13 protein-coding genes are annotated in these 12716 nt (G+C 69.9%); 10 read left to right on the forward strand and 3 right to left on the reverse strand.

All coding sequences use genetic code 11. The annotated features are described in order from the left end of the window. The first annotated feature begins 13 nt into the window (after window positions 1–13). From QFZ76_RS39690 to QFZ76_RS39730, 9 genes are all read left to right on the forward strand, one after another. Complete coding sequence (locus QFZ76_RS39690; protein WP_307680264.1) at window positions 14–1417, forward strand: PrsW family intramembrane metalloprotease; 1404 nt, start codon at window positions 14–16, stop codon at window positions 1415–1417. Then, the gene (locus tag QFZ76_RS39695; protein WP_307678197.1) at window positions 1414–3645 is read left to right on the forward strand and encodes a DNA/RNA non-specific endonuclease; all 2232 of its coding nucleotides are present in this window, start codon (window positions 1414–1416) and stop codon (window positions 3643–3645) included. Before QFZ76_RS39690 ends, QFZ76_RS39695 begins: the two co-directional genes overlap by 4 nt. Window positions 3646–3957: 312 nt before the next feature. Beyond that, complete coding sequence (locus tag QFZ76_RS39700; RefSeq protein WP_307678198.1) at window positions 3958–4245, forward strand: hypothetical protein; 288 nt, start codon at window positions 3958–3960, stop codon at window positions 4243–4245. Beyond that, window positions 4242–4610, forward strand: coding sequence for a helix-turn-helix domain-containing protein (locus tag QFZ76_RS39705; protein ID WP_307678199.1), 369 nt, complete (start codon window positions 4242–4244; stop codon window positions 4608–4610). The genes QFZ76_RS39700 and QFZ76_RS39705 overlap by 4 nt, the downstream gene beginning before the upstream one ends. A 134-nt stretch (window positions 4611–4744) precedes the next feature. Continuing rightward, entirely contained in the window at window positions 4745–5254 is a 510-nt protein-coding gene (gene uraD, locus QFZ76_RS39710; protein ID WP_307678200.1) for a 2-oxo-4-hydroxy-4-carboxy-5-ureidoimidazoline decarboxylase, read from the forward strand. A 15-nt stretch (window positions 5255–5269) separates the two neighbouring features. Continuing rightward, the gene (gene uraH / locus QFZ76_RS39715; RefSeq protein WP_307678201.1) at window positions 5270–5668 is read left to right on the forward strand and encodes a hydroxyisourate hydrolase; all 399 of its coding nucleotides are present in this window, start codon (window positions 5270–5272) and stop codon (window positions 5666–5668) included. 6 nt (window positions 5669–5674) lie between these two features. After that, window positions 5675–6595 (forward strand): factor-independent urate hydroxylase, encoded by a 921-nt coding sequence (pucL, locus tag QFZ76_RS39720; RefSeq protein ID WP_307678202.1) that lies wholly within the window; start codon window positions 5675–5677, stop codon window positions 6593–6595. Between the two features lie 148 nt (window positions 6596–6743). Further along, a complete protein-coding gene (locus QFZ76_RS39725; RefSeq protein WP_307678203.1) occupies window positions 6744–8123 on the forward strand; it encodes an 8-oxoguanine deaminase in 1380 nt (459 codons plus the stop codon). 225 nt (window positions 8124–8348) lie between these two features. Beyond that, the gene (locus QFZ76_RS39730) at window positions 8349–9731 is read left to right on the forward strand and encodes a nucleobase:cation symporter-2 family protein (RefSeq protein WP_307678204.1); all 1383 of its coding nucleotides are present in this window, start codon (window positions 8349–8351) and stop codon (window positions 9729–9731) included. A 6-nt stretch (window positions 9732–9737) separates the two neighbouring features. Here QFZ76_RS39730 and QFZ76_RS39735 read toward each other — a convergent pair whose 3' ends face one another. After that, window positions 9738–10535 (reverse strand): helix-turn-helix domain-containing protein, encoded by a 798-nt coding sequence (locus tag QFZ76_RS39735; RefSeq protein ID WP_307678205.1) that lies wholly within the window; start codon window positions 10533–10535, stop codon window positions 9738–9740. Between the two features lie 96 nt (window positions 10536–10631). On the opposite strand from QFZ76_RS39735, the gene QFZ76_RS39740 reads away from it, so the two are divergent. After that, entirely contained in the window at window positions 10632–11486 is an 855-nt protein-coding gene (locus tag QFZ76_RS39740; RefSeq protein ID WP_373464426.1) for an NAD(P)H-binding protein, read from the forward strand. A gap of 83 nt (window positions 11487–11569) precedes the next feature. Here the strand turns inward: QFZ76_RS39740 and QFZ76_RS39745 are convergent, their stop codons facing one another. After that, window positions 11570–11992: a thioesterase family protein gene (locus QFZ76_RS39745; protein ID WP_266449858.1), complete on the reverse strand. Its 423-nt coding sequence runs from the start codon at window positions 11990–11992 to the stop codon at window positions 11570–11572. A 67-nt stretch (window positions 11993–12059) separates the two neighbouring features. Next, complete coding sequence (locus QFZ76_RS39750; protein ID WP_307678206.1) at window positions 12060–12692, reverse strand: hypothetical protein; 633 nt, start codon at window positions 12690–12692, stop codon at window positions 12060–12062. Between the last annotated feature and the right edge of the window lie 24 nt (window positions 12693–12716).

Here is a 12716-nt window from a genome sequence, read left to right on the forward strand (position 1 = left end):
CCATGACCGCAGGATGCGATGCGTGCTCGTGATCGCCGGGCTGATGTCCGCCGCGTACGGGGTGGAGATGCTCATCGACCTGGCGCGGCCCAGGATCGACGACTCCGATCCGGCGATCGGGCTGTTCTCGCCCTTGGTGCCGACCCTTCCGCGCGCGGTGCTGTGGAGTGTGGTGGCCGGCTGGGCAGTGGTACTCCTTGCCGGGGTGACCCTGGCCGTACAGCGGGTCGCGGTCAAGGACCCCGGGCTGCGGCAGGCCCGTACCCGTGGCGCGCAACTGGTCGTGCTCGCCGCGCTGCTGCTGCCCTTCACCCTCTTCCCGGCCTGGACGATGGTCGACAACGTGTCCGCGCTGCTGGTGTGCGTGCCCAGCACCGGCTTCGCGTTGTGGGCCGTCCACCGCATGCAGCGCTACCGGCGGATGCCCGCCTGGCTGCTGCTCGCCACCTTCGCCTGGGGCGTGTTCGTCGCCTGCGGGTTCGGCAGCAGCATGAACATCTGGTACATGGACTACGCCCCCTACTACTTCGGGGATGCGGGGAACGTCCTGGAAATCCGGCACCAGGTCATGACCGGCGCGTTCTTCAACGCGGGCGTCTTCGAGGAACTGGGCAAGGGCGCCGGAGTCGCGATCGTGTGCGTCCTGTTCCGCCGCCACGTCGACGGTGTGGTCTCCGGCACCGTCCTGGGGGCGGCAGCCGGTCTGGGGTTCAACTTCGCCGAGTCCGTCGAGTACATGGGCGCCGCCACCGCGTCTCCGGAGTTCCAGTACTGGATGCGGCAGTCCGTCGGCCTCATGGCCGCGCACACGGCCTTCGCGGCGATCTTCGGGGCGGGGCTCGGTCTGGCCAGGCAACTGGACGACGCCCGCTCGCGCCGCATCGCCGTCGTCTGCGGTTTCGTCGCCGCCTCGGGCACGCACGCGGCAAGCAACGTCATGTTCCGCTGGGTCGGCCAGGTCACGCAGGGCCTCCCGCTGGATCCCGATATCGACACCCTCCTGCTCCAGCCCCTCGTGCTGATCGTGTTCCAGGGGCCGGTGGTGGCGCTGTACGTGATGATGCTGCGTCGCGGCATACGAGAGCAGGCGGCCGGGCTCGCCCAGGCACTGGCCGCGGAAGCACAGTCGGGAAACGGCGCGATCACCGACACCGAGGCACCGGTCCTGCTCAGCCCGGTCCGGCGCCTCTGGCTGCGGATCACTGTCCTGCGGCGGTACGGATTCACCGCCTACCGCAAGCTCACGGCGCTGCATGCCGCCCAACTCGACCTCGCCACCCACCTGTGGCACGAGTCCCGCCGGCAGGCCGACCGGCGGGCTCCCGACGGACCGACCCTGCGCCTTCGCATCCTCGCGCTGAAAGACCACCAGGTCGGCCCAGCTCTCCAGCAGCGACCAGCGGAGGCGCTGACATGATCAAGACAGCCGTCACTCGAGCCGCAATGGCGCTCACCAGCACGCTTGTCTTCCTGCTCCTCCTGGCTGACGACGCCATGGCCTGCGGCATCAGCTACGACAGCACAACCCCGTCACCCGCGGACAGTTGCGGCGGCACCGCGGCCGTCGGCGGAGCAGCCGCCGTCGCCGCCGGCGTCGGCATCGCCGCCCTGGTCATGGCCGTGCGCGGCGTCACCAGCGGGGCGATGGCCCCGTCGGAGCTCGCCGAGTACGTCAACGCCCTGCAGCAACCGCGAAGCGAAGGACAGGCCCTGGAGGAGGCGCTCCCAGAAGCGGCCGCACGATTCGTCGAACACAGCGGTCAGGGGCGAGTCGCGGAAGCCACCAAGGCCGCCGAAGAACTGGTCGCCCTCCTGGAGGCACCCCGGCACGAGGCACAACAGGCCGTGAACAGTGCCCAGCAGGAGATCAGCGCGACGCAGAAGAGCTACGCCCGCACGAACTCGGCACCTGCTCGGGCGACAACCCCGGCGCAGACCGCCGCCGTCCTGAACTCGGCACGTCAGGACCTCGCCGCGGCCGAGAGCAAGCTGAACGAGGCACAGCAGTCCAGCCTGCAGGCGGAAACGGACCATCAGAGCCTTCTCCAGGCCGCCACCACGCCGGGTAGCGCCCCCGCGGACTTTCAGTCCACCGCCCAATCGGTGGCCGACGGCCTCAATGACGCTGTCCAAAAGGCAGCGGAAGCCCTCACCTTGACCTCCTCCGCGCACGATCGTCTGATACTGGTCGATATCGCGGTCGGGGCGACGCGGGCGGTGGCCGAGGTGGCGCGAGGAAGCCGGATATCTGCTTTCCAGGCGGCACGCGATGCGACCGCACGCGCGCACGATGTCGCGTTCTGGGTCAACCAGGCAGCACAGAGCAATCGGGCGGCTGGAACGCCATCGACCCAGCTCGAGGAAGCGGCCGAGGAATTGGCGAAGCACGCCAACGTGATGACGGAACAAAGTCAGAGAACCCTGTACACCACCAAATCGGCGAAACGGGCTGCTCGGGAGGTGCGGTCCAGAGCGGAAGCGTTCATCCGGATCGCCGACCAGGTTGCCCACCTCATGCCATCGTCGATCGGCAGGCGTCAGTTCTTCGGGATGGCTGGCGGCCGTCGGACTCGGGGCGTCGGCCAGGACGGTCCGCCCGGGAGATCGAGGTGGGCAGACGGTCGTATGCGCGGTCGCCGGGTGGCTCTTCGCACCCATGAGATGAGCTTCGAAGCGCTCCATGTCGCGGGCCGGGTCCCGCGGGCCGCTTCCGGTGCCATGGAGGCACGGCGCTTCCTCGCTCGTTCCCGTCGGCTCGCCGACCAGGGAACGGGCAGGGGCGCCGCCGTCTCCGCCGCCAAGGCCGGGGCGCTCATCTCGCCGGGCGCGCCCGCGCGCCCCGAGGCGACCTCGATCGACCAGGTGCGCACCGTTGCGGACGTACTGCCCATGGGACAACGCTTCGCGTTCCAGAACAGCGTGAAGGCGCCGAACACCGACTACAAGGTCACGCACGCAGACGGCAACGGCGCCACCTACCAAGCCACCTATCGCACCGACAAGCTTGGGAACATCGTGGAGATCTGGACACTGTCCGGAGCCAGGATCCACCAGGGTGCCGCTCGAGGGACGAAAATTCCGCCGAATCCCGAACTGCAGGAACCTCGACCCAATTGCGTCTACCACGTCAATGACCGCTTCACCTACGTCACCGACGGAGTAGGAAGGACAGTCCTTGCCAGTGGCACCGTGGAGTTCCAAGGAGAGGAGCGCCACGACAAGGAAGTCGGGAGTTCCGGAGAACGGGAGTTCCAGAACGTGAAGTTCGACGGAGGGCACATCTTCGCCAAGGAGTTCGGCGGTCCGGGCGAGAAGATAAACATCGTGCCCATGCTCCGGAGCTTGAACCGCATGAGAGCGACAAAGACGGCGTTCGACAACTGGGGCCGTTTCGAGCACGAGCTGAGAAAGCGAATGAGGCCTGGCGGTGAAAAGCTGCGCATGACGGTCGAGCTTCCCTACCACGACACACTCGGCAGCCGTCGGGAATTCGCCTCCCGCACCCCGAGCGGAGTGCTTGTCACCTACCTCGTCAACGGCGTGCGCCAGCCGCCCAGGGCGTTTGTGAATCTTCCGCAACACGGCTCCGGCCAGGGACACCTCCAACCGAACGAGTGGAGGGAGATCCGGGTCACACCGAGCTGACACCGCTCCCACGGCCGTGCTCCCGTCCGGAGCGCCGGGAAAGAGCTGGTCGGGCAGAACGTTTTGGATATCCGGACCATTGGGTCATGGCGCTGCGCGGGCGGCTTGGCCACGTGTAGGGCGGCGGGAAGCCCTGGTCGGTTAGGGTCGCCTCGTGGCGGACGAAGCGGCTCCGTCCCAGTGAAATTGATCGGCCTGGGGTGCATCGCGGCTGTGAAGCAGTGACTGACGCATCCCCGTTGTGCCCTGATGTGCCCTCTCGGTGGGTGATCTGGGTAGAAGTGCAGGTCAGAGGCGTGTTCTGGGGGCACAGTGCGATTGCGAGTTGAGTTCACGACCGAGCCCTTCGACCTCGACGAGGCGCCCGCGCACGCTCTGGTGGCCCGCGAGGTCATCGAGGCGGCGGAGCTGGACTCGGTGGACGTCGGCCCGTTCGGCAACACGGCGGAGGGCGGCGCCGAGGCCGTACTGACGGCCGTGGACGCCCTGCTGCGCCGGACCCTGGAGTCCGGCGCCACCCGGATCTCGCTCCAGCTCAATGTGATCGGCGAGAGCGGGACCGGCGAGAGCGAGAGCGGGACCGGGGAGGTCGGCAAGTGACCGGCATCGGCGACGAGCCCTTCATCACGGCCGTGAAGCCGCTGGTCGACGCGATGGGCGGCGAGCTGGTCCCGCCGGACGAGGCCGGCCCAGACGACGTCGTGCTCGCCTGGCAGGGCGCCGACGTCGTCGCCGTACGCCTGCCCCAGCTCGCCGACTCCCTCGACCACATCCTGGCCGCCATGGAGCGCAAGAAGGGCAAGCCCCTCGCCGACCTGGACCGCAAGGCCAAGCAGGAGGTCGTACGCATACTGGAGGCGCGCGGCGCCTTCTCCGTACGGCACGGCGTGGAGACCGTGGCGAGCGCCCTCGGGGTGAGCCGCTTCACGGTCTACAACTACCTGAACCGCGAGAAAGAGGGCTGAGCGGGCGCCCTCCGGTGTCAGCCCCAGTTCCGTAACCCGGAATTTTCAACAAACTGTTGACGTCGTCTTCCGGAGGGCGTTAGCTAGCGGCAGCCCGATCAGTACGAAGGCCGCCCGCGGCCACGGAGGCTCCCGTGACGTCGACATCCACGCCCCCGGGCCTGGCCCGGTTCAACGCCCTGGAGGAGCACGCAGCCTTCGCCGCGCTCCACGAGGCGTGCGCCTCCACGGCATGGGCCGAGCGGCTGCTCGCCGCCCGCCCCTGCGCCACCCCCGACGACCTCTACGCCGCGAGTGACGCCGCGATGGCCGACCTGAGCGCCGAGGACCTCGCCGAGGCCATGGCCGGGCACCCGCCGATCGGCCGCCCGAAGCCGGGCGACCCGGCCTCGGCGCGGGAACAGCGCGGCATGGCCGGCGCCTCCGAGGAGCTCAAGACGCAGATGCTGGAGCTGAACCTGGCGTACCAGGAGAAGTTCGGCCACGTCTTCCTGATCTGCGCCACCGGCCGGACCGGCGAGCAGATGCGCGACGCGGTCAAGGAGCGGATCGGCAACGCGCCGGAGCAGGAGAGGGAGATCGTCCGCACCGAGCTGGGCAAGATCAACCGTATCCGGCTCGCCCGCATCGTCGAAGAAGACTGAAGAGGACGCCTGACCATGAGCACCAGCACCACCGCCTCGGTGTCGACGCACATCCTCGACACCAGCGTCGGCCGCCCCGCCCAGGGCGTCGCCGTCCAGCTCTCCGCCCGCCCCGGGCGCGATGCGGACTGGCAGGCGCTCGGCGGCTCCGCGACCGACGCGGACGGGCGGTGCAAGGACCTGCCGGCGCTGCCGGAGGGCACCACACACGTACGGCTCGACTTCGCCGTGGAGGCGTATTTCGAGTGTTCCGAGAACAAGCAAGCCGATGCGCAGCAGGACGCCCCCGCGAATCGGGACAGCGATGCGTTCTTTCCAGAGGTAGCGATCACCTTCGCCGTCAAGCCCGGCGAGCACTACCACGTACCGCTGCTGCTCAACCCGTTCGGCTACTCCGTTTACCGAGGGAGCTAGCAGACCATGACAGACAATTCCCGCCCTGCCCGCCCTGTGATCCTGGGACAGAACCAGTACGGCAAGGCCGAGAACCGAGTCGTGAAGATCACGCGGGACGGCGCCACCCACCACATCAAGGACCTGAACGTGTCCGTGGCGCTCTCCGGCGACATGGACGAGGTCCACTACTCCGGCTCGAACGCCAACGTGCTGCCGACCGACACCACCAAGAACACGGTGTACGCCTTCGCCAAGGAGCACGGCATCGAGTCCGCCGAGCAGTTCGGCATCCACCTGGCCCGGCACTTCGTCACGAGCCAGGAGCCGATCAGGACGGCCCGCATCCGTATCGAGGAATACGCCTGGGAGCGGATCGAGCACTCCGGGAAGGGAGCGCACTCCTTCGTCCGCAAGGGCCAGGAGACCCGGCTGACCCAGATGACCTACGACGGCGAGTCGTGGGAGGTCGTCTCGGGCCTCAAGGACCTCGTCGTGATGAACTCGACCGACTCCGAGTTCTGGGGCTACGTCAAGGACAAGTACACGACGCTTCCCGAGGCGTACGACCGCGTCCTGGCCACCCAGGTCTCCGCCCGCTGGCGCTTCAACTGGTCCGACGACGAGCAGGAGATGCCCGACTGGGAGCAGTCGTACGAGCAGGCGAAGAAGGACATGCTCCAGGCCTTCGCCGAGACGTACTCGCTGTCGCTCCAGCAGACCCTGTACCAGATGGGCGCGCGGATCATCGACAGCCGCAGCGAGATCGACGAGGTCCGCTTCTCGCTCCCGAACAAGCACCACTTCCTGGTGGACCTGGAGCCGTTCGGGCTGAAGAACGACAATGAGGTGTACTTCGCCGCCGACCGCCCGTACGGCCTGATCGAGGCGACCGTCCTGCGGGACGGCTGTGAGGCGAAGATCCCCGTGGACGTCACCAACCTCTGACCTCACCAACTCTGACCTCACCAACCTCTGAGCATCCCCTTTTGCGGCACCCGCGGCCGGAGAGCCCGCCTCCCGGCCGCGGCACTCAAATCTCCCAGGGTCCTGCCGTGCCCTCTTCCCCCAGTCCACTGAGTGAAAAGGACGCATCATGGCAGCAGACCGGCGCATCGTCATCGAGAACTGTTCGATCGCGACCGTCGACGCCCACGACACCGAGTACGCGAGCGGACACGTCGTCGTCGCCGGCAACCGCATCGAGTCGCTCGGCGCGGGCAGGGCCCCCGAGGGCCTGGAGAACGTCGACCGGCGTATCGACGCCACCGGCCACCTGGTGACTCCGGGCCTGGTCAACACGCACCACCACTACTACCAGTGGATCACCCGTGGGCTGGCCACCGACCACAACCTCTTCAACTGGCTCGTCGCGCTGTACCCGACCTGGGCGCGCATCGACGAGCAGATGGTCCGGGCGGCCGCCGAGGGCTCCCTCGCGATGATGGCCCGCGGCGGCGTCACCACCGCCATGGACCACCACTACGTCTTCCCGCACGGCTCCGGCGACCTGTCCGGCGCGATCATCGGCGTCGCCCGTGAGATGGGCGTCCGCTTCACCCTCGCCCGCGGCTCCATGGACCGCAGCGAGAAGGACGGCGGCCTGCCCCCGGACTTCGCCGTCGAGACCCTCGAAGGCGCCCTCGCCGCGACCGAGGAGACCGTGCGGCAGCACCACGACGCCTCCTTCGACGCGATGACCCAGGTGGCCGTGGCGCCCTGCTCCCCGTTCTCCGTGTCGACCGAACTGCTCAGGCAAGGCGCCGAGTTGGCCAGGCGTCTCGGCGTACGGCTGCACACGCACGGCTCGGAGACCGTGGAGGAGGAGCAGTTCTGCAAGGAACTGTTCGGCATGGGTCCGACCGACTACTTCGAGTCCACGGGCTGGCTCGGCGAGGACGTGTGGATGGCGCACTGCGTCCACATGAACGACTCCGACATCGCCGCCTTCGCCCGTACGAAGACCGGTGTCGCCCACTGCCCCTCGTCCAACGCGCGACTGGCCGCCGGTATCGCCCGCGTCCCCGACATGCTGGCGGCCGGCGTCCCGGTCGGCCTCGGCGTCGACGGTACGGCCTCCAACGAGTCCGGCGAACTCCACACCGAACTGCGCAACGCCCTCCTCGTCAACCGCCTCGGCGCCCACCGCGAGGCCGCCCTGAACGCCCGACAGGCGCTGCGCCTGGGGACGTACGGCGGCGCCCAAGTCCTGGGCCGCACAGCCGAGATCGGCTCCCTGGAGCCCGGCAAGCTCGCCGACCTGGTGCTGTGGAAGCTCGACACGCTGGCCCACGCCTCCATCGCCGACCCGGTGACCGCCCTGGTCTTCGGCGCGGCGGCCCCGGTCACCGCCTCCTTCGTGAACGGCCACCAGATCGTCGAGAACAACCGGCTGCTCACCGCCGACGAGGACGCGATCGCCCGCTCCACACGGGCCGAGGCCCAGCGCCTGGCGCGGATCGCCGCGCAGGGCTGACCAGGTGAAGATCTCCGTTCGAGGGGGACGGCCCTCGACCGGTGGCCGTGGACCCGAGCGGGGTCCATGGCGGCCGTCTCCGGAGCGCGCATGGACGTGTGCGCCCCGGAACGGCCTCCCTTCCCACAGGTGAGGGGTTCCGTCCCACTCGGTCCCGCACGACCGCGCACCACCTCCATGAAACCCACGTCAGAGCCGACGTGTCACCCGCCCGGAGGAGCCGCCGTGACCACCCACCCCGTCGACGAGAAACTGCCCGCACTCAAGATGGCCACCACGGGTCTGCAACACGTGGCCGCCATGTACGCGGGAGTCGTCGCCCCGCCCCTGATCGTCGGCGCGGCCATCGGCCTGACCGGCACCGAACTCACCTTCCTCACCGGCGCCTGTCTGTTCACCGCGGGCCTCGCCACCTTCCTCCAGACGCTCGGCATCTGGAAGATCGGCGCCCGACTGCCCTTCGTCAACGGCGTCACCTTCGCCGGTGTCGCCCCCATGACCGCGGTCGTCGCCTCCACCGAGGACAAGTCCGACGCCCTGCCGATCATCTTCGGCGCGGTCATCGTCGCCGGCCTCCTCGGCTTCATAGCGGCCCCCTTCTTCAGCAAAGCGGTCCGCTTCTTCCCGCCGGTCGTCACCGGCACGGTGATCACGCTGATCGGCGTCTCGCTGCTGCCGGTCGCCTTCGGCTGGGCACAGGGACCCGATCCCGCGGCCGACGACTATGGCTCGACCACCTATCTCGGCCTGGCGGGCGCGACCCTGCTGATCGTCCTCCTCCTGCGCCGCTTCACCCGCGGCTTCGTCAAGCAGATCGCCGTCCTGCTCGGCCTGGTCGTCGGCACGCTCGTCGCGATCCCGTTCGGCGTCACGGACTTCGGTCCGGTCGCGGACGCGGACATCGTCGGCTTCCCGACCCCGTTCCACTTCGGCGCACCGCAGTTCCAGCTCGCCGCGATCCTCTCCCTGTGCGTGGTGATGGTGGTCTCGATGACCGAATCGACCGCTGACATGCTGGCGCTGGGCGAGATCGTCGAGCGCCCGGCGGACGAGAAGACCATCGCGGCCGGGCTGCGTGCCGACACCCTCGGCTCGGCGATCAGTCCCCTCTTCAACGGCTTCATGTGCAGCGCCTTCGCCCAGAACATCGGCCTGGTCGCCATGACCCGCATCCGCAGCCGGTACGTCGTCGCCACCGGCGGCGGCTTCCTGGTGTTGATGGGCCTGTGCCCGATGGCCGCCTCGCTGATCGCGGTCGTACCGCGCCCGGTGCTCGGCGGGGCGGGCGTCGTCCTCTTCGGCTCGGTCGCGGCCAGCGGCATCCAGACCCTCGTCAGGGCCGGCCTGGACAAGGACAACAACGTCCTGATCGTGGCCGTCTCCCTCGCCGTCGGCATCATCCCGATCACCGCGCCGGAGTTCTACCACGCCTTCCCGGAGACCGCGAAGATCGTCCTCGACTCGGGCATCTCCACCGGCTGCGTCGCCGCCGTCCTGCTCAACCTGGTCTTCAATCACCTCGGCAGGGGCCGGGACGCGCAGGACGCGACCCATCCCAGGGAGGCGGGGGAGGAGCTCGCGGGCGCCCGGACGGCCGGCGCGCACTGATCGTCGTCAGGCCCGCCGGAACGCCTGGCAGGGCTGGGGGTCCGGCAGCCGTCCGGTGAAGTACGACCTCGGCGGCACCCCCATCAGGGTGCGGAAGTCGGACGTCATGTGGGACTGGTCGTAGTAGCCGGTGGCGGCGGCCAGTTCGGCCCAGTCGGCCCGAGGGGCCTCCGTCAGTACATGGCGGACGCGGTCGATGCGGGCGTAGTGCTTGGGGGAGAGACCGACGCCCTCCGTGAAGAGGTTGCGCAACTGCCGCTCGCTGACGGCGAGTTCCCGGGCCACGTCCTTGACCTGCGCGGGGGCGTGGTCCGGCCGGGTCGACAGGGCGTCGACGGCGGCCCGCAGCAGCCGGGCGCGCGAACGGTCGGCGGCCAACGGGTCGGGGAGCAGCTCCGTGAGATACGCGAGCATCTCCTCCGGCGCCAACTCGACGAGTTTCCTGGACAGTTGATGTGCCGCCCCGGTCGGCAGCGCGCCCAGCGGCACGGCCTGCCCGACCAGGTCGACCGCCGGGGTGCCGAGCAACGGGCGTACCACACCCGGGCCCAGGCTCACCTGGACGCAGGACGCCACCCGCCGGTCCGCCTCCGCGTAGTACGAGGCACGGGTGCGCGGCCCGACCACCAGGGCGTCACGACGGCCGCCCGCCTCGACCCGTACGACCAACTTCGTCGCCGCGTCCGGCACATGGGCGAACGACGCAGGCAGCTCCTCCCCGGCGCCCACCGACTCGATGCCGGTGATCCAGGGGCGGAGGGCGACAGGGACGGTCAGGGCACGGTCGGCCAGGGCATTCGTCACGCTCCTACGGTAGGCGCGCGCCGCACGGTTGCGGGCGCCACAACCGTGCCGGAATTTCCTAGCGACCAGGAGCGGCCGCCCGTCAGCGTGGAGGCCATGATCCTAGTGACCGGTGCCACGGGCACCATCGGCAGTGAAGTCGTACGACAGCTCGCGGCGCGCGGCGAGAAGGTGCGGGCCATGACCCGTGACCCGGCGAAGGCGCAGGTGCCTGAGGGCGTGGAGGTGGTGCGCGGAGACTTCCTCGACATGGAGTCCGTGACGGCGGCGCTGGCCGGGGCGGCGGCCGTGTTCCTGGTTGCCGTGCTCGGACCGGCGGACGGCGGACGGGACGCCCGGCTGGTCGCGGCGGCGCGGGCGGCGGGCGTCCGCCGGATCGTGAAACTCTCCTCCATCGGTACCGGCGACCCGGACTACGGCCCCTTCGGCACCTGGCATCTTCCCGGGGAGGAGGCCCTGCGGGCCGGCGGGTCGGAGTGGACGATCCTGCGGCCGTCGTCCTTCGCCTCGAACACCCTCGGCTGGGCGGAGTCGGTCCACGCGGGCCGGCCCGTGCCCAACATGACCGGAAACGGCCGGCAGGGAGTGGTCGACCCGCGTGACGTGTCCGAGGCGGCCGTCGAGGCGCTGACCGACTCCCGGCACTCCGGGCGGACGTACACGCTGACCGGGCCCGAGGCGATCACCGTCCACGACCAGGCCGCCGCGATCACCGCAGTCGTGGGACGCCCGGTGGAGACGCTCGACCTCTCACCGGACCGGATCCGCGAACAGCTGACGGCCTCGGGTCTGGACGCGGCGGCCGCGGAGAGCGTCCTGGGCGGGCTCCTCTTCGCCCGCGAGGGCGGCAACGCGCTCGTCACGGACGACGTACGGGAGGCGTTGGGGCGGCCGGCGCGTTCCTACAGGGAGTGGGTCGAGGACCACAGGGCAGTCTTCGCCGGGGCCTGACGGACGGAAGCGGCGGCGGGAGAAGGCTCCCGCCGCCGGAGCCGGCCCCGTCGTCACGGGTCGTGCGAGCGTGCCCGCGGTCCCTACAGCCCGAAGAGGCCCGGATCCGACGCCAGCTCCTTGAAGTGCTCCCGCGGATCCGCCACCAGCCTGCGCTCCTTGAGGTTCATCAGCCCGCCGACCGCGGTGATCTCGGCCGCCACCGTGCCGTCGGTCTTCCGGATCGTCTGCTCGATCCGGAAGGTCTTGCCCTCGCCCCAGTCGAAGCGGCAGGTCACGGCGACCTCGTCGCCCGCCAGGAGTTCCCGGCGGTAGCGGATGGTCGTCTCCAGGGCCACCGGGCCCACGCCCTTGCCGATGAGGCCCGCCTGGCTGATTCCGGCGGCCTGGAGCAGCGACCAGCGGGCGTGCTCCGCGTAGTTGAGGTAGACACTCTGGTTGAGGTGACCCTGGACGTCCGTCTCGTATCCGCGGACGGTCACCGGGACGGAAAACGGTTCGGTCACGGCTTCCCCTTCTCGTCGTGGAACGCTCTGATCCTTGATCTCTGATCCGTCGATCTTGGCATGCTCATCACGTCCGGCGTGGGGACGCCAGCAGATACCGGTCTCTCGTCCGCGGCTCCGTGTGCTCGCCGACCTGCCAGCCCGCCTTCTCCAGCGTGGCCGCGCAGGCCCGCAGCAGCGCGGTGTCCGGCGCGTGCACGGCGACGGCCTCCGGCTGCGGGGTCGCGCGCACCCGGTAGCCCGCCGCCTCCCGCCCCGCCGGACGGTGACCCGCCGCCTCCAGGGCGAGCGCGGCGGCCTGCACCAGATGCGCGCGCTCCCAGTCGCACGGCCGGTCCGTCGCGCCGTCCCGGTTGGTCATCCGGCGCAGCTCCAGCAGCCCCTGCCAGGCGCTGTGCACCTCGCGGACGCGGCCGGGCCCGCTGTCCGCCTCCTCGTCACTGCCGATGCGGGCGGCGAAGACATCGGCGGTCCGGGGCGACCGGATCGCGGGCTCGGCGGCGACGGCCTCCGGCGGCGCGTCCCGTATGCGATGCCCCGCCGGCGTCAGGAAGTGGTCGTGCGGCGGCCGCGGATGCCGGAAGGCGAGCCCTCGCTTGACCAGTGCCGCGAGCTGCGACTCCGTGCCCTTCAGCCGGCCGGTGACCGGATCGGCGGCGTCGATGACACGCCGCTGCGCGGCGGTGGGCGGTCTGGTCACGGCGTGCTCCTCCCCGGCGAACAG

It is taken from the genome of Streptomyces sp. V4I2, from assembly GCF_030817655.1.
GTDB classification, from domain to species: domain Bacteria; phylum Actinomycetota; class Actinomycetes; order Streptomycetales; family Streptomycetaceae; genus Streptomyces; species Streptomyces plumbiresistens.